General features: G+C 44.0%; 25 protein-coding genes. 15 read left to right on the top strand and 10 right to left on the bottom strand.

Features of this window, described 5'->3' with window-relative positions; translation table 11 throughout:
- The first annotated feature begins 71 nt into the window (after nucleotides 1-71).
- From pepA to H5300_RS07120, 5 genes are all read left to right on the top strand, one after another.
- The gene (pepA, locus tag H5300_RS07140; RefSeq protein ID WP_004735335.1) at nucleotides 72-1592 is read left to right on the top strand and encodes a leucyl aminopeptidase; all 1521 of its coding nucleotides are present in this window, start codon (nucleotides 72-74) and stop codon (nucleotides 1590-1592) included.
- A gap of 106 nt (nucleotides 1593-1698) precedes the next feature.
- Nucleotides 1699-2148: a DNA polymerase III subunit chi gene (locus H5300_RS07135; RefSeq protein WP_182795712.1), complete on the top strand. Its 450-nt coding sequence runs from the start codon at nucleotides 1699-1701 to the stop codon at nucleotides 2146-2148.
- 103 nt (nucleotides 2149-2251) lie between these two features.
- On the top strand, nucleotides 2252-5125 hold the full coding sequence (locus H5300_RS07130) for a valine--tRNA ligase (protein WP_102447240.1): 2874 nt from the start codon (nucleotides 2252-2254) through the stop codon (nucleotides 5123-5125).
- Between the two features lie 220 nt (nucleotides 5126-5345).
- Nucleotides 5346-5750 (top strand): DUF2061 domain-containing protein, encoded by a 405-nt coding sequence (locus tag H5300_RS07125; protein ID WP_009847723.1) that lies wholly within the window; start codon nucleotides 5346-5348, stop codon nucleotides 5748-5750.
- A gap of 79 nt (nucleotides 5751-5829) precedes the next feature.
- Nucleotides 5830-6735 (top strand): bifunctional helix-turn-helix transcriptional regulator/GNAT family N-acetyltransferase, encoded by a 906-nt coding sequence (locus tag H5300_RS07120; protein WP_182795711.1) that lies wholly within the window; start codon nucleotides 5830-5832, stop codon nucleotides 6733-6735.
- Between the two features lie 94 nt (nucleotides 6736-6829).
- Here H5300_RS07120 and H5300_RS07115 read toward each other — a convergent pair whose 3' ends face one another.
- Entirely contained in the window at nucleotides 6830-7627 is a 798-nt protein-coding gene (locus H5300_RS07115; protein WP_017078782.1) for a glycosyl hydrolase 2 galactose-binding domain-containing protein, read from the bottom strand.
- Between the two features lie 125 nt (nucleotides 7628-7752).
- Nucleotides 7753-8169 (bottom strand): ribonuclease E inhibitor RraB, encoded by a 417-nt coding sequence (rraB, locus tag H5300_RS07110; protein ID WP_004735324.1) that lies wholly within the window; start codon nucleotides 8167-8169, stop codon nucleotides 7753-7755.
- A gap of 577 nt (nucleotides 8170-8746) precedes the next feature.
- Here rraB and arcA point away from each other — a divergent pair.
- The 5 genes from arcA to H5300_RS07085 all read left to right on the top strand — a co-directional run bounded on the left by arcA (nucleotide 8747) and on the right by H5300_RS07085 (nucleotide 13344).
- Entirely contained in the window at nucleotides 8747-9967 is a 1221-nt protein-coding gene (gene arcA, locus H5300_RS07105; RefSeq protein WP_004735323.1) for an arginine deiminase, read from the top strand.
- Between the two features lie 156 nt (nucleotides 9968-10123).
- Nucleotides 10124-11128, top strand: coding sequence for an ornithine carbamoyltransferase (locus H5300_RS07100; RefSeq protein ID WP_004735322.1), 1005 nt, complete (start codon nucleotides 10124-10126; stop codon nucleotides 11126-11128).
- A 287-nt stretch (nucleotides 11129-11415) separates the two neighbouring features.
- Nucleotides 11416-12345: an aspartate carbamoyltransferase gene (gene pyrB, locus H5300_RS07095; RefSeq protein ID WP_004735321.1), complete on the top strand. Its 930-nt coding sequence runs from the start codon at nucleotides 11416-11418 to the stop codon at nucleotides 12343-12345.
- A gap of 12 nt (nucleotides 12346-12357) precedes the next feature.
- Complete coding sequence (gene pyrI, locus H5300_RS07090) at nucleotides 12358-12819, top strand: aspartate carbamoyltransferase regulatory subunit (protein WP_004735320.1); 462 nt, start codon at nucleotides 12358-12360, stop codon at nucleotides 12817-12819.
- Nucleotides 12820-12954: 135 nt separating this feature from the next.
- The gene (locus H5300_RS07085) at nucleotides 12955-13344 is read left to right on the top strand and encodes a RidA family protein (RefSeq protein ID WP_004735319.1); all 390 of its coding nucleotides are present in this window, start codon (nucleotides 12955-12957) and stop codon (nucleotides 13342-13344) included.
- A gap of 123 nt (nucleotides 13345-13467) precedes the next feature.
- On the opposite strand, the gene H5300_RS07080 is transcribed toward H5300_RS07085, so the two are convergent.
- The 8 genes from H5300_RS07080 to mlaF form a co-directional block, all read right to left on the bottom strand.
- Nucleotides 13468-14193 carry a 1-acylglycerol-3-phosphate O-acyltransferase gene (locus H5300_RS07080; RefSeq protein ID WP_182795710.1) on the bottom strand — a complete coding sequence of 242 codons (726 nt, stop codon included), beginning with the start codon at nucleotides 14191-14193 and terminating at the stop codon, nucleotides 13468-13470.
- A 150-nt stretch (nucleotides 14194-14343) separates the two neighbouring features.
- A complete protein-coding gene (gene murA / locus H5300_RS07075) occupies nucleotides 14344-15609 on the bottom strand; it encodes a UDP-N-acetylglucosamine 1-carboxyvinyltransferase (protein ID WP_004735317.1) in 1266 nt (421 codons plus the stop codon).
- Between the two features lie 8 nt (nucleotides 15610-15617).
- The gene (ibaG, locus tag H5300_RS07070; RefSeq protein WP_004735316.1) at nucleotides 15618-15872 is read right to left on the bottom strand and encodes a BolA family iron metabolism protein IbaG; all 255 of its coding nucleotides are present in this window, start codon (nucleotides 15870-15872) and stop codon (nucleotides 15618-15620) included.
- A gap of 13 nt (nucleotides 15873-15885) precedes the next feature.
- A complete protein-coding gene (locus H5300_RS07065; RefSeq protein WP_004735315.1) occupies nucleotides 15886-16194 on the bottom strand; it encodes a lipid asymmetry maintenance protein MlaB in 309 nt (102 codons plus the stop codon).
- Nucleotides 16194-16823 (bottom strand): phospholipid-binding protein MlaC, encoded by a 630-nt coding sequence (locus H5300_RS07060; protein ID WP_125458498.1) that lies wholly within the window; start codon nucleotides 16821-16823, stop codon nucleotides 16194-16196. Before H5300_RS07060 ends, H5300_RS07065 begins: the two co-directional genes overlap by 1 nt.
- 70 nt (nucleotides 16824-16893) lie before the next feature.
- A complete protein-coding gene (mlaD, locus tag H5300_RS07055; protein ID WP_017089961.1) occupies nucleotides 16894-17385 on the bottom strand; it encodes an outer membrane lipid asymmetry maintenance protein MlaD in 492 nt (163 codons plus the stop codon).
- 2 nt (nucleotides 17386-17387) lie between these two features.
- A complete protein-coding gene (gene mlaE / locus H5300_RS07050; protein ID WP_182795709.1) occupies nucleotides 17388-18167 on the bottom strand; it encodes a lipid asymmetry maintenance ABC transporter permease subunit MlaE in 780 nt (259 codons plus the stop codon).
- 1 nt (nucleotide 18168) lies between these two features.
- Complete coding sequence (mlaF, locus tag H5300_RS07045; RefSeq protein WP_004735311.1) at nucleotides 18169-18963, bottom strand: phospholipid ABC transporter ATP-binding protein MlaF; 795 nt, start codon at nucleotides 18961-18963, stop codon at nucleotides 18169-18171.
- Between the two features lie 265 nt (nucleotides 18964-19228).
- Between mlaF and H5300_RS07040 the strand changes: the two genes are divergently transcribed.
- From H5300_RS07040 to lptA, 5 genes are read left to right on the top strand one after another with little or no spacing between them, the layout of a single operon-like run.
- The gene (locus H5300_RS07040) at nucleotides 19229-20194 is read left to right on the top strand and encodes a calcium/sodium antiporter (RefSeq protein WP_182795708.1); all 966 of its coding nucleotides are present in this window, start codon (nucleotides 19229-19231) and stop codon (nucleotides 20192-20194) included.
- Between the two features lie 34 nt (nucleotides 20195-20228).
- Nucleotides 20229-21200: a KpsF/GutQ family sugar-phosphate isomerase gene (locus H5300_RS07035; RefSeq protein WP_004735308.1), complete on the top strand. Its 972-nt coding sequence runs from the start codon at nucleotides 20229-20231 to the stop codon at nucleotides 21198-21200.
- A complete protein-coding gene (gene kdsC / locus H5300_RS07030) occupies nucleotides 21200-21757 on the top strand; it encodes a 3-deoxy-manno-octulosonate-8-phosphatase KdsC (RefSeq protein WP_004735307.1) in 558 nt (185 codons plus the stop codon). The genes H5300_RS07035 and kdsC overlap by 1 nt, the downstream gene beginning before the upstream one ends.
- The gene (gene lptC / locus H5300_RS07025) at nucleotides 21754-22317 is read left to right on the top strand and encodes an LPS export ABC transporter periplasmic protein LptC (RefSeq protein WP_004735306.1); all 564 of its coding nucleotides are present in this window, start codon (nucleotides 21754-21756) and stop codon (nucleotides 22315-22317) included. Before kdsC ends, lptC begins: the two co-directional genes overlap by 4 nt.
- Nucleotides 22298-22792, top strand: a complete 495-nt coding sequence (gene lptA / locus H5300_RS07020) for a lipopolysaccharide transport periplasmic protein LptA (protein ID WP_004735305.1) — start codon at nucleotides 22298-22300, stop codon at nucleotides 22790-22792. The genes lptC and lptA overlap by 20 nt, the downstream gene beginning before the upstream one ends.

The raw sequence follows: 22792 nt of genomic DNA, 5'->3' as shown, positions 1-22792 counted from the left end.
ATAGGATCCAACAAGTAAGAACCCATTATCTAACATTTAGTTCGATTTGTCTTCAGGATGTAGGAGTACGCATGGAGTTCAGTGTAAAAAGTGGCAGCCCAGAGAAACAGCGCAGCGCATGTATCGTTGTCGGTGTATTCGAACCGCGCCGCCTTTCTCCAGTAGCCGAGCAATTAGATAAGATTAGCGATGGCTACATTAGTTCACTGCTTCGTCGCGGTGATCTAGAGGGTAAACCTGGCCAGATGCTGCTACTGCATCAAGTACCTGGTGTACTTTCAGAACGTGTTCTACTGGTAGGCTGTGGTAAAGAACGTGAGCTAGGCGAGCGTCAATACAAAGAAATTATCCAAAAAACCATCAGCACACTAAACGAAACAGGTTCTATGGAAGCAGTATGTTTCCTTACAGAACTTCACGTTAAAGGTCGCGACACTTACTGGAAAGTTCGTCAAGCGGTAGAAGCGACTAAAGATGGTCTTTACACATTCGACCAATTTAAGAGCAACAAACCAGAGACTCGTCGTCCATTGCGTAAATTGGTATTCAACGTACCAACTCGTCGCGAGCTAAGCCTTGGCGAAAAAGCGATTTCTCATGGTCTTGCTATTGCTTCAGGTGTGAAAGCATCTAAAGATCTTGGCAACATGCCACCAAACATCGCAAACCCGGCTTACTTAGCTTCTCAAGCTCGTCGTTTAGCTGACGATTATGAGACAGTAAAGACTAAGATCATCGGTGAAGAAGAGATGGAAAAGCTAGGTATGACTTCATACTTAGCTGTAGGCCGTGGCTCTAAGAACGAATCTATGATGTCTATCATGGAATACAAAGGTGCTGCTGACCCAAATGCAAAACCTATCGTTCTAGTCGGTAAAGGTCTTACTTTCGATTCAGGCGGTATCTCGCTTAAGCCTGGTGAAGGCATGGATGAGATGAAGTACGACATGTGTGGTGCTGCATCTGTATTCGGCACAATGAAAGCACTGGCGAAACTTAACTTGCCAATCAACGTTGTAGGTATCCTTGCAGGCTGTGAAAACATGCCAGGTAGCAATGCTTACCGCCCAGGTGACATTCTAACAACCATGTCAGGCCAAACCGTTGAAGTATTAAATACTGATGCAGAAGGTCGCTTGGTTCTATGTGATGCCCTAACTTACGTTGAGCGCTTTGAACCAGATTGTGTTGTCGATGTTGCTACGCTAACTGGCGCATGTGTTATCGCTCTGGGTCACCACATCAGTGGCGTTCTATCTAACCACAACCCACTGTCTCATGAACTTGTTAATGCTTCAGAGCAAGCAAGTGATCGCGCATGGCGTCTACCTATGGCAGACGAATACCATGAGCAGCTGAACAGTCCGTTTGCTGATATGGCAAACATCGGTGGCCGCCCTGGCGGTACTATTACCGCAGGTTGTTTCCTGTCTAAATTCACTAAGAAGTACCACTGGGCTCACATCGACAGTGCAGGTACAGCTTGGAAGTCAGGTGCAGCGAAAGGCTCGACAGGTCGTCCTGTCTCAATGCTAGTCCAATTCTTATTGAACCGCAGCGGCCAAGAGACTGAAGAGCAATCTTCAAAATAATGAAAAGGGCCTACGGGCCCTTTTTTAATAAGCGCTATTTGTTAGACCCTGTTAACCAAGTAATATTGATATCCACGATTTTCAGTTCAAGTTTCGAGTGTTAAGTATGCAGACTGCCACGTTTTACATTGTGCCTTCAGACAGCCCGCAAGCCAGCGAAGATGGTTTTGCTCACTATGTGCTGTTTCTTGCTCAGCACTTTGCTAAACAAGGCGCTAAACTTTATCTCAACTGCAATGACAAAGAACATGCCGAACGTATCGCTGAGGTTTTCTGGCAGGTCGAACCCAATGAATTTATTGCACATAACTTAGCTGGCGAAGGCCCAAAGTATTCAACCAACATCGAAATTGGCTATCAAGGCGTAAAACATAATTGGAATCGCCAACTGGTAATAAATCTGGCCGATAATAATACAACCTTTGCGAACGCCTTTGCTCAGGTGATAGACTTCGTTCCTTGCGAAGAAAAAGCTAAGCAACTCGCTCGAGAAAGGTATAAAATTTACCGTCAGGCTGGATATCAGCTACAAACTATCGAGATTCAACATCCATAGTCAAACCTCATAGTTAAAGCTATCTTTGGATTTAGATTCAAGAAGCTTCACTTATGAAGTTTGACCACGATTAACCATTCACAGTATCCGTTATAAGAGCACTATGGAAAAGACATACAACCCAACATCAATCGAACAAGCTCTGTATAAGACTTGGGAAGAGAAAGGCTACTTTAAGCCACACGGTGACACATCAAAAGAAGCTTACAGCATCATGATCCCGCCACCGAACGTCACTGGCAGCCTACACATGGGTCACGCGTTCCAAGATACGATCATGGATACGCTTATCCGTGCTCAACGTATGAAAGGCAAAAATACTCTTTGGCAAGTGGGTACTGACCACGCTGGTATCGCCACTCAAATGGTTGTTGAGCGTAAGATCGCCGCTGAAGAAGGCAAAACAAAACACGACTACGGCCGTGAAGCTTTCATCGACAAGATCTGGGAATGGAAAGGCGAATCAGGTGGCACGATCACTCAACAACTTCGTCGTCTTGGTGCTTCTGTAGATTGGGATCGTGAGCGATTCACTATGGATGACGGCCTATCGGCTGCGACTCAAGAAGTGTTTGTTCGTCTATACGAAGAAGACCTAATCTACCGTGGTAAGCGTCTAGTAAACTGGGATCCTAAACTGCACACTGCTATTTCTGATCTTGAAGTTGAAAACAAAGACAAAAAAGGTTTCATGTGGCACTTCCGCTATCCACTAGCGAACGGTGTTAAAACGGCTGACGGCAAAGACTACATCGTCGTTGCTACTACACGTCCAGAAACCATGCTTGGTGATACAGGCGTTGCGGTTAACCCTGAAGATCCTCGCTACAAAGATCTTATCGGTAAAGAAATCCTGCTTCCTATCGTTAATCGTCTTATCCCTATCGTAGGTGATGAGCACGCTGACATGGATAAAGGCACGGGTTGTGTGAAAATCACGCCAGCTCATGACTTTAACGATTACGAAGTGGGCAAGCGCCATAGCCTACCAATGATCAACATCCTAACGTTCAACGGTGATATCCGTGATGCGGCTGAAATCTTCACAACTAACGGTGAAGAAAGCGATGTGTACTCAACAGATCTTCCAGCTAAATACCAAGGTATGGAACGTTTTGCTGCTCGTCGTGCAACGGTTGCTGAATTTGAAGAGCTAGGTTTACTTGAAGAGATCAAAGATCACGATCTAACCGTTCCTTACGGTGACCGTGGTGGTGTAGTTATCGAACCAATGCTGACTGACCAATGGTACGTGCGTACAGCGCCTCTTGCTGCGCCTGCCGTTAAAGCCGTTGAAGATGGTGAGATCCAATTCGTACCTAAGCAATATGAAAACATGTACTTCGCGTGGATGCGTGACGTTCAAGACTGGTGTATCTCTCGTCAACTTTGGTGGGGCCACCGTATCCCAGCATGGTACGACAACGATGGTAAAGTTTACGTAGGTCGCACTGAAGAAGAAGTTCGTGAAAAGAACAACCTTTCACCGGTAATTGTTCTTAAGCAAGACAACGACGTTCTTGATACTTGGTTCTCTTCTGCACTTTGGACGTTCGGCACACAAGGCTGGCCTGAAGATACTGAAGCAATGAAAACATTCCACCCATCAGAAGTACTAGTATCTGGTTTTGATATTATCTTCTTCTGGGTTGCTCGTATGATCATGATGACCATGCACTTCGTGAAAGATGAAGATGGCAAGGCTCAAGTACCTTTCAAAACAGTTTACATGACGGGCCTTATCCGTGATGAAAACGGCGACAAGATGTCTAAGTCGAAAGGTAACGTACTTGACCCAATCGATATGATTGACGGCATCGGCCTTGAAGAGCTAGTAGAGAAGCGTTGTGGCAACATGATGCAACCTAAACTGGCTGCTAAGATCGAAAAAGCTACGCGTAAAACTTTCGAAGATGGTATCGAACCGTACGGTACTGATGCACTGCGTTTCACTCTTGCTGCTATGGCTTCAACTGGCCGTGACATCAACTGGGACATGAAGCGTCTTGAAGGTTACCGTAACTTCTGTAACAAGCTATGGAACGCAAGCCGTTACGTACTAATGAATACAGAAGAGCACGATTGTGGCATGTCACTGTCTGTTGAAGACCGTGCAAACATGGAATTCTCTCTAGCAGACAAGTGGATTGAATCTCAGTTTGAAGTTGCAGCGAAAGAGTTTAACGCTCACCTAGACAACTACCGTCTAGACATGGCGGCAAACACGCTTTACGAATTCATCTGGAACCAATTCTGTGACTGGTACCTAGAGCTAACGAAACCTGTTCTTTGGAAGGGTACTGAAGCTCAACAACAAGCGACTCGTTACACGCTTATCACGGTTCTAGAGAAGACTCTACGTCTTGCTCACCCTGTTCTTCCTTACATCACTGAATCTATCTGGCAGAGCGTTAAGCCGCTAGTAGACGGCGTTGAAGGCGAGACCATCATGACTCAAGCGCTTCCTCAGTTTAATGAAGCTAACTTCAATGCTGAGATCGTTGACGACATCGAATGGGTTAAAACTTTCATCACAGCTATCCGTAACCTACGTGCGGAATACGACATTGCACCAAGCCAAGGCTTAGAGGTAATGATCAAAGTCGCTGATGAGAAAGATGCAACTCGTATCGAAGCAAATAAGATCGTTCTTACTTCTCTAGCTAAGCTAGACGATATTAAAGTTCTAGCAGACGGCGAAGCAACTCCAGCTTGTGCAACTAAGCTTGTTGGCAAATCTGAGCTGATGATCCCAATGGCGGGTCTTATCGACAAAGATGCTGAACTTGCTCGTCTAGATAAAGAAGTAGCGAAGACTCACGGTGAGATTAAGCGTATCGAAGGTAAGCTAGGTAACGAAGGTTTTGTTGCTAAAGCACCTGAAGCGGTTATCGCAAAAGAGCGTGAAAAGCTTGAAGGCTACCAAGAAACGCTTGTTAAGCTTGAAGAGCAAAAAGCGACAATCGCAGCACTTTAAAACTGATTGAACGAGAAGGCTTCGAACTTCTCGCTCTAAATAGAAAGGTTGGTCTTCGTGACCAACCTTTTTTTATGCCTCTCACTCCAAGCCTTATCGTCCGTCACTTATTTATTGATAGGTTTCATCTATCGAATTAATTCCTACAACCCATTTTAATTAATGATAATAATTCTCAATAATAGACCTATCGAAACAACACAACGATTGAGTAATTATCATGAAAAAGACACTAACCTTTGCCGCATTACATTTTACTATCGCATTTAGTGTCGCTTATGTACTAACAGGCGACATCTTAATTGGTAGCTTGATCGCTATGATTGAGCCCTCTGTGAATACTGTGGCCTTCTATTTTCATGAAAAGGCTTGGGCTCAAGTTCCAGCGCTTAAAGCTCGTCAGTGGATGACTAAATTAAAAACAGCAAGCTTCGCTACTATCCACTTTAGTGTTGCCTTTACCGTTGTCTACTTATTGACTGGCGATGCCTTTGTTGGTGGTGTGATGGCAACGTTAGAACCCGCTTTGAATACCGTGGCTTACTACTTCCATGAGAAAGTTTGGCTACGAAAGGCAGAAAGCCAAACAACACAGCCACAGTTTTGTTTGCACCAACACGCTTAACCTAGAGAGTTTATTGTTGACATAGTTGCGGTGCGCAATTAAATTGTAGTTGTACATCGCAACCATATTGAGAGGCAACATGACTTCAGCACAACTTAGAGAATTATCACGTCAGCTCGTTCGACAGCTTGGAATGCTCGACAAAGATTGTGGTGATATTGCCCTACCTCCGATTCAAGCGCATACGCTTATCGAACTAGAGCAGCAGCCATTAACCGTGAATCAATTAGCGGATAAGCTCAATATTGATAAGTCCAACGCCAGTAGAGCAGTCAACAATCTAGCGAAGAACTCGTTAATTCAAACCTCGCCACACCCCAACGATAAGCGCAGTGTTGTTGCTTCAGTTACAGAACAAGGGATAAACACTCTTACCCAACTTCACAGTCAACAGAATCAGTTTTATGACTCGGTACTTGAGCGTTTAACGGAAGCGGAAACTCAACAAGTTTCGGGGGGAATTAAGCACTACCTTAAAGCACTGCAACAAAGCCACGCTTCAAGTGATGTGGTGGTTCGTCCCCTACAACAGCAAGACAACACCGTAGTGGCCAATGTAATTCGCCAAGTCTCTTATGAGAACGGGCTAACCGAAGATAAAGGTTATGGTGTAGCAGATCCCACCTTAGAAGACATGTTTAGCGTTTATAACCATGAAAGATCTCAGTATTGGGTAATTGAACTTGATGGAAAGGTTGTCGGTGGTGGTGGATTTGCACCATTAGCAGGTATGCCAGAAGTCTGTGAACTGCAAAAGATGTACTTCTTGCCAGAAACAAGAGGCAAAGGCTTAGCTAAGAGGTTGGTTAATATGTCGATGGAGAAAGCTAAGGAACTGGGTTATCAACATATGTATCTAGAAACGACTGAATGCCTTAATGCTGCCGTTAAACTTTACGAAAAATTGGGCTTTGAACACCTTGATTCAGCTTGGGGAGAAACAGGCCATGACGCTTGTGAAGTTGTCATGGCCAAAACGCTATAATGTGTTTTTGAAATAGGGTTAGCGTCGGCAGTTCATCAGATGACAAGCAAGTGAGCGAATTGATTCCTTACGTAACGGGCTAATTAAATAACCGCTAACTACGCAAAAAATTACTGACGCAAGAAGCTGGATTCAAGGCGACAAAAGAGCTCTCTTCCTGCCCATCAAGTACCACTTCTAACGAGTATAAATGTTTAGGGTTAGGATTCTCAATATCAAAAATGATCGGTGCCTCAACCTGGAAAACAACACCCGTATGTTCTGCTCGCACATCTATCGGCATCACCAACGTCATACCATTAAACTTGATTGATGCCGATATTAGCCCCGGCTTTAGCGTTTGATAGATAACATCCACTTTGAACTCACAACCACCACCGTAATGCCAGATCTGCTCTGTCACAACTTGCTCAAGCTTGACGTGACGAACGAACTGCAGATATGGCGCTTGCCAGATTCCGATACGAGAATCCGATTTAGCGACAGCCGGTGAAGAGACTGACTCATCCATATCCTCTTCAAGCAACAGGCTCTCCTCTTCTTCAAGGAAAAGAATCTCAAAACGGTTGCGACCAGACTGCATGTAAGGTCGAATATCTTTACGATATTCGACTTGGCTACCATCACAATCAAACACGGCAACGCCATTGAGTCGCACTTCCGCAAAGTAATCAACACCTGCCATTACTAACTCAACAAACGGGCACGCCAACATCGCATCATCCACTTCGATGTCATGCATCAGGTGCCACTCTTGCTCTGCGATTTCACTTTCACTCAAGCTATCAGGAAGCTTTGAACTTAACGGAGCCGGAAAGGTAATGTCATCTTGTGGAATAGAGAGATCCGTTAGTGGCGATATTTGCCAAAGACCATCGAGAGGTAATCGCATAGCATTCCTTGAGCTAGATCAATTTTGACCGCATTATAATGAATGAATGCATATAAAGACATTTATTTTTCTGAGGATAAAAAAATGCCAGCTCAAGGCTGGCATTCTTTAAAACTGGGAAGAAATTACTCTTCGTCTTCATCATCTTCGTCAGGGTAGATAGCATCTTCACCTTCGTAGTAAGTGCCCCAACCGTCGTAGATAATGTCAAACTTCTCTGCAAGATTTACAAGCTTCTCAACTTGCTCATCAATCGCTTCTGCATTCAGAGTACACTGCATCGTTGCATCACAACAAAGTAGCTTATTGCCATCTTCGTCTTCTGTCTCTTCAGCTTCAAGCACTTCAAAGCCCATTTTGAATGCTTCAACAACGGCTTTCTCAAGTACTGCGAAATCTTCAGCAAAAAGGTGATGCTCGATATCGTATAGAGCTTCAGGATCGCTACCATCTTCGATTAGTGCTTCAATGATGTCGCGAGTCTCTCCTTTTTGAAATTCAATTAATTCCGCTACTGATAGATATTCATCTTCGTGAGACATGTGTCTGCTCCAGAGTGTTGACTATGAAAAGATCAAATTTGATTGCCACGAAATATGGCATGGATCGCCTAGAAAAGCCACCTAGATCAGGTATAGAAGAGTAAGTTTATCGCTAGATAACAGAGGGGATATCAATTAAAAAGTGAAATCAAAATCACAGAAACAAATTTTCAACATATTATTAACTAACGTGTGTTTTAGCATTTCATTTTTATTGTTACTTTTCTCCTTACTTCTCTAAAACTGAGTGGTTAGTCATATCAAATGCATACTGACGATCACTTCATTGGTGCATAAGATCTCATTTAAAAGTAGATAATTGCATAAATTTTGAATGAAAAATCATGTTCACCAAGCAAAATGGATTATCGAATTACTGAAATTTGAGCATAGAACCGCAAAAAGTTTGTTCTAGCATTGAGTCTTTCAATTGGATTTTAATATTACTAATTTTTAATTAATTAGCATTAAAAACCAATAGTTGAGAGATAACACAACCTTTACACAATTTTCAAAACTTGCATATTACGAACAAGCTTGTCATAAATAGACGCTGGATTAATAGTAAGGATGCAAAATGAGTAAGCTGTACGTTGGCTCCGAAGTCGGTCAATTAAGACGAGTTCTCCTAAATCGACCTGAAAGGGCACTCACCCACCTCACCCCTTCTAACTGTCATGAGTTACTCTTTGATGATGTACTTGCAGTAGAAGCCGCAGGTGAAGAACACGATGCCTTTGCGACGACACTTCGCAACCAAGACGTTGAAGTGTTATTACTGCATGACCTACTGGTTGAGACACTCGCTGTGGCTCAAGCTCGTGAGTGGCTACTGACTACTCAAATCTCTGATTTCCGTTACGGCCCTACATTCGCACGTGATTTAAGAGAATACCTTGCTCAAATGGACAACGAGCACTTAGCCACGATCCTACTGGGTGGTTTAGCCTACTCTGAACTTCCTATTAAATCTTCTTCAATGCTACCGAAGATGCACCGCCCGCTTGATTTCGTTATTGAGCCGCTACCCAACCATCTATTTACCCGCGATACTTCTTGTTGGGTTTATGGAGGTGTCTCTCTTAACCCGATGATGATGCCTGCCCGTCAACGAGAAACGAATCACTTGCGAGCAATTTACCGCTGGCACCCTGTATTCGCAGGCCAAGATTTCATTAAGCACTTCGGTGATGAAGATCTTCACTATGACAATGCGAATATTGAAGGTGGAGATGTTCTGGTTATCGGTAAAGGTGCCGTGCTTATCGGTATTTCAGAGCGTACTAAGCCACAAGGTGTTGAAAACCTAGCCGCTAGTTTATTCAAATCTGGTCAAGCTAAAGAAGTGATTGCGATTGATTTACCGAAGCACCGCTCTTGTATGCACCTTGATACAGTAATGACGCACATGGATATCGACACATTCTCAGTCTATCCAGAGATCGTTCGTAAAGACCTAGATACTTGGCGCTTAACGCCGAAAGAAAATGGCGAAATGCGAGTAGAGAAAGCTGAAAACTACCTAACAGCGATTGAAGGCGCACTGGACCTCGATCAACTGAAGATCATCACAACCGGTGGTGATAACTACGAAGCTGAACGTGAGCAGTGGAATGACGCTAACAACGTACTGACGGTGAAACCGGGTACGGTTATCGGCTATGAGCGTAATGTTTACACCAATGAAAAATACGACAAAGCAGGCATCGAAGTTCTGACGATTCCGGGCAATGAGCTAGGTCGTGGCCGAGGTGGCGCTCGCTGTATGAGTTGTCCTATCGAAAGAGACGGTATCTAAGCCACAAAACTCAATAAAGCAAACACACTAACTTATCTAGGCCAGTACCATTGTACTGGCCTTTTTTATCAAATTAATAAAATAAATATTCACAAATATAGCATCTTTATGTTTAACTGAGTTCTTCATTGATCCTATATACGCAAGGAGCGAGAGATGGCCTTTAATCTTCGCAATCGTAACTTTCTAAAACTTCTCGACTTTACTCCTAAAGAGATTCAGTTTTTACTCGACCTGTCTGCCGACCTTAAAAAAGCTAAGTATGCAGGTACAGAGCAGAAAAAGCTTAACGGTAAAAACATCGCTTTGATCTTTGAAAAAGCATCCACTCGAACTCGATGTGCTTTTGAGGTAGCTGCTTTTGATCAAGGTGCTCAAGTCTCTTATTTAGGCCCTTCTGGTTCTCAGATTGGTCAGAAAGAATCAATGAAAGATACGGCGCGTGTATTAGGTCGCATGTACGATGGCATTGAATACCGAGGGTTTGGCCAAAGCATTGTCGAAGACCTAGGCGCTTATGCCGGTGTACCGGTTTGGAATGGCTTAACCGATGAGTTCCACCCTACTCAGATCTTGGCTGATTTCCTCACTATGCTTGAGCATGGTCGTGGTAAACATCTACATCAAATCAGTTTTGCTTACCTAGGTGATGCACGTAACAACATGGGTAATTCTCTGTTAGTGGGTGCAGCTAAAATGGGTATGGATATTCGCCTTGTCGCGCCAAAAGCATTTTGGCCAGAAGAGCACCTTGTCGAAGAGTGCCAAGCTATCGCTCAAAGTACAGGTGCAAAAATCACGCTGACAGAAGACGTTGCCGAAGGTGTTAAAGGCTGTGATTTCCTTTATACCGATGTTTGGGTTTCTATGGGTGAAGCGCCAGAAGCTTGGGACGAACGTGTTGCTGTAATGACACCTTACCAAGTGAATATGGATGTCATTAAGCTCACAGGTAACCCTCAAGTGAAATTCATGCATTGCCTGCCCGCTTTCCACAACAATGAAACCGTGATCGGCCAGCAAGTTGCAGACAAATATGGAATGAACGGCTTAGAAGTCACTGACGAAGTCTTTGAATCGGATTACTCAATTGTATTTGATGAAGCAGAGAATCGCATGCATACCATCAAAGCGGTAATGGTTGCGACTCTGGGCCAATAGCGAATACTGAAAGTAAACAAAAGCTTGATGTAATCGCTTGCGCTCACAAATTGAAAGCGTATAATTCTCGGCAATTTGTCTGAGAGTAGTGAAAATGACGCCAAGCAATGTTGTGATAAAACATAATGATATTGTGAAAACACATAATAAAATTGTGAAAACACCAAATATTGCTCGCAAGCTAGCATGCTTGCCAGGCCGTCTATTCTGCTTTTCAGCACTTTTTTAAAGCCTCCCATTATGGGGGGCTTTTTTATGGCCAATACATTATTGTGGGGAAGAAGATCATGGCGAATTCGCTCTATCAAAAGCACATCATCTCAATTCCAGAGCTTTCTCGTGAAGAGCTAGAATTAATTGTTCAAACGGCAGGTCAGCTAAAGGCTGAACCAAACCCAGAACTCATCAAGAACAAAGTTGTTGCCAGCTGCTTCTTCGAACCTTCAACGCGAACTCGTCTCTCTTTTGAAACGGCTATTCAACGCATCGGTGGTGATGTGATTGGTTTCGACAGTGGTGGTAACACCTCACTGGCGAAGAAAGGCGAAACGCTAGCAGACTCGGTACAGGTTATCTCTTCATACGTTGATGCTTACGTAATGCGTCATCCTCAAGAAGGTGCTGCGCGTCTGGCTTCTGAGTTTTCTAACGGTGTACCGGTTATTAACGCGGGTGACGGCGCAAACCAACACCCGACACAAACGCTATTAGACCTATTCTCTATCGCTGAGACACAAGGTCGCCTAGACAACCTCAACGTTGCATTCGTTGGTGACCTTAAGTACGGCCGTACGGTTCACTCGTTGACTCAAGCGCTAGCGAAGTTCGATAACATCTGTTTCTATTTCGTGGCACCTGAAGCACTGGCGATGCCAGACTACATTTGCGAAGAACTTGATGAAGCGGGTATCAAGTATCAACTGCTGACAGACATGGAAGATGTCATTCCAGAGCTTGATGTCTTGTACATGACTCGAGTTCAAAAAGAGCGCTTCGATGAATCGGAATACGCGCACATCAAATCAGCGTACATCCTGACTGCTCCGATGCTGGAAAATGCACGTGATAACCTAAAGGTTCTTCACCCTCTTCCTCGTGTTGATGAAATTACTGTCGATGTCGATAAAACACCTTACGCTTACTACTTCCAGCAAGCAGAGAACGGTGTTTACGCACGTGAAGCACTGCTAGCCCTTGTTCTTAACGAAACGCTGTAGAGGAGAGATATCATGTCTAAAGAGACTCAATTAAAAGTTGAAGCAATCAAGAACGGAACGGTTATCGACCATATCCCAGCCAACATCGGGATCAAGGTACTCAAACTGTTCGACATGCATAACTCAAATCAGCGAGTAACGATTGGCCTAAACCTGCCATCTTCTGCTCTAGGCGGCAAAGACTTACTCAAGATAGAGAATGTTTTTATCACTGAAGAACAGGCGAGCAAGTTAGCACTTTACGCACCTCACGCAACGGTAAACCAAATCGAAGATTACGAAGTGGTTAAGAAGCTACCACTAGAACTTCCTGAGCAAATCAATGATGTGTTTGAGTGTCCAAACACCAACTGTATTACTCACAATGAGCCTGTAGAAAGCAGCTTTAAGATCTTTGAAAAGAAAGAAGATATTCGATTGAAGTGTAAGTACTGCGAAAAAGTATTCTCTCGTGAGATCGTGACAGAAAGATAACGTCATACGGCAACGCCGATCGAACGCAAAAACTATTCAATACCTCGCCTGTGCGGGGTATTTTGCTCTTTACCTATCCTGAGTTTGAAGGCACACTAAAAATTGCTTTTTATCCAATAACTGACGGAATAACCAATGACTAAAGTACTTCACACAGAATCTGCTCCAGCTGCAATCGGCCCATACGTACAAGGTGTTGACCTTGGCAATATGGTTCTGACTTCTGGTCAAATCCCAGTAAACCCAGCAACTGGTGAAGTATCTGCTGATATCGCAGAGCAAGCTCGCCAATCTCTAGACAACGTTCAAGCGGTTGTTGAAGCTTCTGGCCTGACTGTAAAAGACATCGTAAAACTAACGGTATTCGTTAAAGACCTAAACGACTTCGGCACAGTAAACGAAGTTTACGGTAAGTTCTTTGATGAGCACGGTGTTGCAAACTACCCTGCACGTTCATGTGTTGAAGTAGCTCGTCTACCAAAAGATGTAGGTATCGAGATCGAAGCTATTGCGGTTCGCAAATAGGTTCTTCCTCTAGAATAAACGGTTTCTAGTAAACAAGTTGGCATGAAGCTGAGCGTTTATCAGATACAAAAAAGGTTGCCCAATTGGCAACCTTTTTTATTGTTCATCATTTCACTTAGATGATTACTTCTTATTAAGCTCAATCACTTCTTTGTCTAACTCTTCAAGCTTAGCAGCCATCTGCTCACGGGCTAAGTTAGCCAGTTGACGAACATTAGACTTATCGTAATCTTCAGTGCTGATTGGTGGTAGCATTTCAACAATCACATGACCATTGTTCCAACGGTTCAGCTTCACGCCACCAGTTGAGCTACACACGATAGGGATAATAGGTAAGCCAGCGCCAATCGCAGCATGGAAAGCACCCGTTTTGAATGGCAACAAACCACGACCACGAGAACGAGTCCCCTCAGGGAACATCCAAACCGAAACATCACTCTCTTTTAGACTAGTAACCACTTGGTCAATCGTACCTACCGCTTTGCTGCGATTAGCTCGGTCGATTAGGATATTACCCGTCAACCAGTATAGCTGACCAAAAAGAGGCATCCACGCTAGGCTTTTCTTGCCTACTGTCACAACTTTAGGTGTTACCGCTGATGAAATCGTAAATAGATCCCAGCTGTTTTGGTGGTTTGCAACGTAAACATGTTGGCCACGAGAGTAAGCATCTTCCGGGATGCGAAGCTCTAACTTCATGCCAAAGATTTTCGACATGCGACCGAAATAACGGCCAAAGGTAAATACGTGTTTCGGGTTACGTGGGCTTAATAGACAATAGCCACAACCAAATACAAACATAAGAATCGCAAATATCGCCACTGCGAAAATACGTAATACTGCTATCATTTTGCTCCTCACAACCGCCAAGTTGATTCATCTATTCACACAAAATAGGCAATAGATTCACTTGCGGTAAATACAACTATAAAAAAGCCGAAACCAAGGTTCCGACTTTTATGTTTTCATCTTACTGATTCATGAATCCACTAACCTAAGTTAGTTCGACTCGCTAAATCGTGTAATGTTTGCGCCTAAAGCTGAAAGTTTATCTTCAATCTTATCGTAGCCACGATCGATGTGATAAATACGGTCAACGATAGTTTCGCCTTGGGCAATACAGCCAGCAATAACTAGACTCGCAGATGCACGAAGATCCGTTGCCATTACTTGAGCGCCGCTTAACTTCTCAGTTTCACCACAGATAGCCGTGTTGCCTTCGATTTCCGCTTTTGCGCCCATTCGCTGTAATTCAGGAATGTGCATAAAGCGGTTTTCAAAGATAGTCTCAGTAATAACGCCACTGCCCTTCGCCATCATGTTGAGCAGAGTAAACTGTGCTTGCATGTCAGTTGGGAAACCTGGGTGAGGTGCTGTTACGATTTTCACCGCTTTCAGCTCACGATCTGTCATATCAAGGCTGATCCAGTCTTCGCCCGTTTCAACCTTCGCACCCGCTTCTTCAAGCTTCGCTAATGCAGCTTCAAGAAGATGAGCGTTGGTGTTGCGACAAACCACTTTACCGCCAGAAACAGCAGCAGCAACAAGGAACGTACCCGTTTCGATACGGTCAGCAACCACAGAGTGATGACCACCACCAAGACGTTCAACGCCTTCGATAGTAATCGTGTCTGTACCTGCGCCAGAAATCTTAGCACCTAGTTTGTTTAGGAAATCAGCCGTATCAACAATCTCAGGCTCACGCGCTGAGTTATCTAATACAGTTGTACCTTCCGCTAGCGTTGCTGCACACATGATAGTAATGGTGGCACCCACACTTACTTTATCCATCACGATGTGCGCGCCTTTCAAACGGCCGTCAACACTTGCTTTTACATAACCATCTTCCAACTTAATGGTCGCACCTAGTTGCTCTAGGCCATGGATATGTAAATCAACAGGTCGAGCGCCAATTGCACAACCACCAGGAAGTGACACTTGACCTTCACCAAAACGAGCGACTAGAGGACCTAAAGCCCAAATAGAAGCACGCATTGTTTTTACTAAATCATAAGGCGCACAAAATTCATTAATCTCGCTGCCATCAACATGAACACTACCGTTACGTGATACTTTTGCGCCTAAACGCTTAAGTAGTTCCATCGTAGTATCGATGTCACGTAGGTGAGGAACATTACTCACTTCAACCGGCTCTTCAGCAAGGATTGAGGCGAATAAAATAGGTAGCGCTGCATTTTTTGCGCCTGAGATCGTCACTTCACCGCTTAACGGCTTATCCGATCCAATAACTCGAAACTTTTCCATCATAAACCTTAAAGTGACATCAGTTTCTTATCACGTTCCCACTCTTCTGGCGTGAAAGCCTTAATAGAAAGAGCATGGATGTCATTGCGTTGAATGTATTCCATTAGTGGGCCGTAGATTAGTTGCTGCTTCTTAACTCGATTCATGCCATCAAAACATGCATCAACCGCAACAACTTCGTAATGACTGCCTTCACCCTTCACGAAAATCTCCTGAAGGTTCAGTGCCGCTGCTAATAATTCTTGTACTTTTGTGCTGTCCACAAATAGCTCCTGCCTAATTTTTTATGTGTTCTGCCATCATTGGCTGGATATTGCTCAATTGGAACAACGTTCGTAATTGTTCTGGCACGAAACTGAGCATTATATGACAGTTTTGATTTTTTGCATGCTCTAATAAGTGAATTAGCATCACCATTCCTGCTGAATCGACTCGATTTATATGGCTAAGGTCAATTTCAACGCTCGATTCCGTCGTTTGCCACTTTTCCAATATACGCCAGATTGCAGGGACACTGTCTCGGTCTATATCACCGAGCAGCTGATACTCTTTAGAGCTTAGTGCTTGCCATTGAGAGTGGCTCATTATTTATTACTCTCAAAACGAATCGGTTGTGCTGCAAGTTTCTCTAATTCATCGGCAACTTGTAAGATGCCTTCTTGACGAATTTTAGTATTCCACTCTGATTGCTTGCTCGATAATAGGCTAATACCTTCAGCAACCATATCAAACGCCTTCCACTCGCCCGACTTCTTGTCTTTGCGTAGCTTAAATTCAAGCTTAATGTTTGGTCGCGGCGTATCTATGATACTAACCTTAATACTGGTAATACGGCTATCTGCTTTGATTTTTGGCTCAGGACCAAATTCAATCGTCTGATCCGAGTACTGAGTCAGTACTTGAGCATAAGAAGATACAAGGTATTTACGGAACGCATCGATAAACACGCCTACGTCTTTTCTATCCGCGCCTTTCAAGTTTGGACCTAGCAGTTTAAGAGCCGCATATTGAGCATTAACATAGGGCATCAACTCTTCTTCCACAATGACCTTCAATAACTCAGGATCTTGCTGGATATTCTCTTGCTCACTCTTCAAACGATCAAATGCCACTTCAGCAACTTGCGTCATCATCTGATAAGGCTGAGTGCGATCAATCGATTCTGAAGCAAAGACTTGAGCAGAAACAAGTGAAGCCATTGCTACCATAAACATTGATTTCAAGTAACCGATAGCTTTTAAATGACTAATATCTTTTAAATGACTAATAGTTTTCAACATCATCTTACTCCTTAGCTTCGCTGTCATCAGAGCCACCAACGCTATACAGCACTTGGCCAATCAAATCTTCTAGTACTAATGCTGACTTGGTGTCTTCAATAGAATCACCATCAACCAACATCTCTTCATCATCAAAAATGAAGCCAGGAACCAGACTGATGTACTGCTCACCGATTAAGCCAGACGTTAAGATTTGAGCACTAGAGGTATCTGGAAATTGTGAGTACTTCGCATCAATAGATAAATCAACGACAGGAAGGTAACTCTCGCTATCAAGCTCAATACTTTTAACTCGACCGACAACGACGCCACCCACCTTCACTGGAGAGCGAACTTTTAGGCTACCAATGTTGTCAAAAGTCGCTTTTAGATTGTAAGTATGGTTCGAACCTAAGCCTTTTACGTCAGCGACTTGAAAGATCATGATTAAGATTGCGCAAATTCCGACAATAACAAAGGTGCCGACCCATAATTCTAATTTTCGAGTTTGTTGCATGATTAATTCCCAAACATCAATGCGGTAAGAACAAAATCTAGCCCTAATACCGCTAGAGAAGAGTGCACTACAGTGCGTGTGGTTGCCTGACTAATACCTTCTGAGGTCGGTACCGCATCATAACCATTAAAAAGTGCGATCCAAGTTACTGTGATAGCAAAGACCATACATTTGATCGTGCTGTTACCAATATCTCGACCTGGCTCAACGGAAGACTGCATCGCTGACCAGAAACTGCCGTGGTCAATGCCCTTCCAATCAACACCAACTAACTGAGCCCCCCAAATCCCGACCGCCATAAAGATCATCGCGAGCAGTGGCATTGAGATAAGCCCGGCCCAAAGGCGTGGCGCAATAATGCGTTTGAGAGGATCGACGGCCATCATTTCAAGGCTAGAGATCTGTTCAGTTGCTTTCATTAAGCCGATCTCAGCCGTTAATGCTGAACCTGCGCGGCCTGCAAACAATAACGCAGTCACCACTGGGCCCAACTCACGTAACAGTGAAAGCGCGACCATTTGACCAAGGTTACCTTCAGCACCGTAGTCAATTAACACGACATAGCCTTGAAGGCTGAGCACCATGCCAATAAACAAACCCGAAACTAAAATGATAGCTAATGACTGAACACCAACGCTATAAAGTTGTTTAACGAATAGAGGGAAATTCTTTAGTCTCGGGATGCCAAACAAAGCCCCGAATAACATCAGGCTTGCTCGACCAAATGACTCACAGATCGCAAGTGTTCGCTTACCGGCACCCGCAATAGCTTTAACAATCATATTAAAACAAATCCTCTTTTAAGCTCTTCGCAGGAAACCTAAACGGCACAGGACCATCCGCGTCACCTTGCAAGAATTGCTGCACTCTCGGATCGCTGTTGTTGTACAACTCATCAGGCGCACCAGCAGCAATGATTTTTCCATCAGCCATCAGATAAACCCAATCGGCAATACTCATCACCTCAGGCACATCGTGAGAAACGACAATAGAGGTTAAGCCCAAAGCTTGATTGAGATTGCGGATCAGCTCAACCAAGACGCCCATAGTGATCGGGTCTTGGCCAACAAATGGTTCATCGTACATGATGAGTTCTGGATCCAATGCGATCGCACGAGCCAACGCGGCACGTCTCGCCATCCCACCAGACAATTCACTCGGCATCAATTGCGCAGCACCTCGTAACCCTACGGCTTCAAGCTTAAGTAATACGATGGTACGAATGAATTTTTCGTTAAGTTCAGTATGCTCTCGCAGCGGAAACGCCACATTATCAAAGACATTAAGATCAGTAAAAAGTGCACCCGATTGGAAAAGCATGCTCATTTTCTTGCGGGCTTGATATAGCTTACGACGTGATAATGCAGGGATATTGTCGCCATCAAACCAAATTTCGCCCTCATCTGGCGGTAATTGTCCGCCAATCAAACGCAGCAAGGTCGTTTTACCGATCCCTGACGGGCCCATGATTGCGGTTATTTTCCCCTGAGGCACCTCTAAACTGATGTCATCAAAGATAACGCGCTCACCGCGTGAGAAGCTGAGGTTCTTAACTTTCACAAGCTCAGTGTTCAACATATTTTTGTTGTTTCCTTGCTTTAAAATACGCCAATTATGGCTGCAATAATAATGAGTCTACTTTAGAATTAAAAGCACTGTTCAATTAATTCATATTAAACAGGAATCTATGCAGGGATTTGAAAGCATTAGAAAATTATCTATTGAGCTCTCTTTCTTGCCTGCTAACTGGTAATTAATTTGTCGAGTGACTTCCCTTTTATCTAGCAACAGGTCAAAATTAGCGGTTAATTCTCCGTTTTTTATTAATTTTTTAGGAATCATCATGCTTGAAGCGATTGCGTTTCTTATGATCGTTCTAGGTTTTTTGGTGTGGAGTGCAGATAAGCTGGTTTACGGCGCCGCTGCTCTTGCTCGCAACTTTGGTATCTCACCATTAGTTATCGGTATGACGATTCTAGCAATGGGGTCTTCGGCTCCTGAAATGATGGTTTCAGCAACAGCTGCTCTTGATGGAAAAACAGATACGGCTGTAGGTAACGTTCTCGGTTCAAACATCGCCAACATCGCACTGATTTTGGGTATTACAGCGCTTATCAAACCGCTATCAATAAGCTCTGGTGTGATTCGCCGTGAACTACCATTGATGATTGGTGTCACTCTACTAGCGGGCGCTTTGCTGTGGGACAACCATTTAGGGTTCTACGAAGGCGTATTATTGTTTGTTCTTTTTGCCGCATTCTTATTCGCGATGCTGCAAATCAGCCGCAGTGAGAAAAAGAACGGCGATGCCTTCCTTGAAGAACAAGAATCTGAAGTTCCTGAAGGCGTGAGCAACCCTAAAGCTGCAATGTGGGTGGTAGTTGGTCTGATTATTCTGCCTCTAGCTGCCAACATGTTGGTTGATAACGCCGTTGTTATCGCGAAATTCTTTGGCATGAGCGACCTTGTGATTGGTTTAACCATTATTGCCGTTGGTACAAGCCTGCCTGAGCTAGCAGCATCACTTGCTGGCGTAATGAAGGGTGAGGATGATATGGCCGTGGGTAATATCATTGGCTCGAACGTATTCAACATTCTTGCTGTTATGGGTATCCCTGGCATCCTCAACCCTTCAGTCTTGAGCGAGTTTGCGATGGGGCGTGATTTCTGGGTAATGCTAGGTGTATCGCTACTTCTTGTTGTAATGGCACTAGGTAAATCACGTAGTGTGAATCGTATTGAAGGCGGTGTGTTAATAGTGACATTCGTGGCCTACCAAGCTTACCTACTTATGAACATGTCAGCTTAATTATTGATTTAACTTCCCGTACTTGGAGTATTTAATGTCTCAGTCATTCGATTATCGCAGTGTTGCAAAGCAAGTTTTGGAAACCGAAGTTGCAGGTCTTACTCAATTGGACCAATATTTTAATGATGACTTTTGCAATGCTTGCGACCTTATCCTGAACAACAAAGGCAAAGTGGTTGTGATGGGCATGGGAAAATCTGGCCACATTGGCAAAAAAATAGCAGCAACATTAGCAAGTACTGGGACATCCGCTTTCTTCGTACACCCAGGGGAGGCTGCGCACGGTGACTTAGGAATGATCGGGGCTGGCGATGTTGTGATAGCAATATCCAACTCTGGCGAATCAGGTGAAATCCTAAGCTTATTCCCGGTATTGAAGCGTTTGAACATCAAGATTATCAGCATGACAGGTAAGCCAGCATCAAACATGGCGACTTTGTCTGATATTCATTTACAAATATCAGTGCCAGAAGAAGCGTGCCCATTAGGGCTTGCACCAACAACCAGCACCACGGCAACCTTGGTGATGGGTGATGCATTAGCCGTCGCACTTTTACAAGCCAGAGGCTTTACTGCGCAAGATTTTGCTTTGTCCCACCCTGGCGGCGCTTTGGGTCGACAACTATTATTGAAGCTTGAAGATATCATGCATACGGGCGATGCACTCCCAGTGGTAGCACCGGAAGCATTGGTACGAGACGCTCTTTTGGAGATATCTCAAAAAGGCTTGGGGATGACGGCAGTCGTAGGTGAAGACGGTCTAATGGCCGGTATTTTTACTGATGGTGATTTGCGCCGTATCCTAGACAAGCGCATCGATATCCATGATACGCAGATCGGCGACGTGATGACGCTAAATCCGACGGTAGCAGAACCAAACATGCTCGCGGTTGAGGGTTTGAACTTGATGCAAGCTAAGAGCATCAATGGCCTAATGCTGTGCCATGAAGGCAAACTAGTCGGAGCGTTAAACATGCATGACTTACTGAAAGCAGGAGTAATGTAATGACACAGACAGTCGAAACTCTATACGGCACGGTAGATTCAGAAGTGTTTGCCGTAGCGAAAGAGATTAAATTGCTTATTTGCGATGTCGATGGCGTATTCTCAGATGGTCGCATCTACATGGGCAACAACGGTGAAGAACTGAAAACCTTCCACACTCGTGATGGCTATGGCATTAAGTCACTGATGAACGCCGGTATCGAAATCGCGATCATCACTGGCCGTAAATCTCAAATTGTTGAGAATCGAATGACCGCTCTCGGTATTAAGCTTATTTACCAAGGTCAGGATGATAAAGTTAAGGCATACCAAGATATTTGCGATAAGCTTTCTGTAAATCCTGAAAATACGGGCTACATCGGAGACGATCTGATCGACTGGCCTGTGATGGAAAAAGTTGGCTTGAAAGTATGTGTTGCAGATGGTCATCCACTACTTGCAAAGCGTGCAAATTACGTGACAACCATTAACGGTGGTCACGGTGCGGTACGTGAAGTTTGCGACCTTATTTTACAAGCAAGAAATGAACTCGACGTGCATAAAGGTTTAAGCATATGAGTTTTACTCGTATTATCTATTTAATACTCATATTTATTGCCTCTTGGTCGACCTATTACTTGTACGACAAAGAGCAAACATCAACGATACAAGTGGCTCCAAATTTGGAGCTGCCCGCGTTTAGTGGCAAAAGTCTAAACAACATTAGCTATGACGAAAGCGGTATTCGTAGCTATCAGGTTGAATCGACGTATTTAGAGCACTACTCAGTGGTTGGCGATACGCACTTTCAAAACCCGGTTCTTTCGGTATTCCGAGAAGGGCACACGATTGAATGGCAAGTCACCGCTGATCGCGCGATTATGGATGAGAATCAAGTTGTCACGTTTTATGACAACGTCGTGGCAAAGAACCTGTTGCCAGAAGCCAGCTTCGATACAATGACCACAGATAAAATGGTTGTTGAGCTGCCTAGCCGAGATTTTTATTCAGAGACTCCGGTCCATATGATCGGTACATTTTTTGAAACTGAGGGACAAGCAATGAAAGGTAACTTCGGTACCAACAATGCAACCCTCTTTAATTCTGTTCAAGGTAGATATGAAACTCTTACACCTTAGTTTATTCGCTTTGACCCTTGCGGCGCCTAATGTCTATGCCCTTTCTTCGGATAGCGAGCAACCTGTCTACATTGACTCAGACAGCCAGCAATTGGATATGAAAAGTAACCAAGTGACTTTCCTTGGTGATGTAAACCTTAAGCAAGGCAGCATCAATATCAATGCCGATAAGGTTATTGTTACCCGCAACGCCGTAAACGGTGAGATTGAAGAAATTCAAGGCTTCGGTAAGCCAGCGACCTTCTCTCAACTGACTGACGACGGGAAGACACTCTACGGTGAAGCTGATGACTTACATTACCAGCTTGTTGCCGACAAATTGATCATGACTAAGAATGCAATGCTATCTCAAGATGGCAGCATCATTCGTGGCTCTAAGATCACCTACCAGATCGGCTCTCAAAAATTAGTCGCTGACAGTGGTGAAAACAAACGAGTGTCAACGGTTTTACAACCAACGGAAGTGAATAAGTAA

Origin of the sequence: Vibrio sp. SG41-7, from assembly GCF_014164465.1 — a bacterium.
Lineage (GTDB): Bacteria > Pseudomonadota > Gammaproteobacteria > Enterobacterales > Vibrionaceae > Vibrio > Vibrio splendidus.
This window is presented reverse-complemented; position numbering and strand designations above follow the sequence as displayed.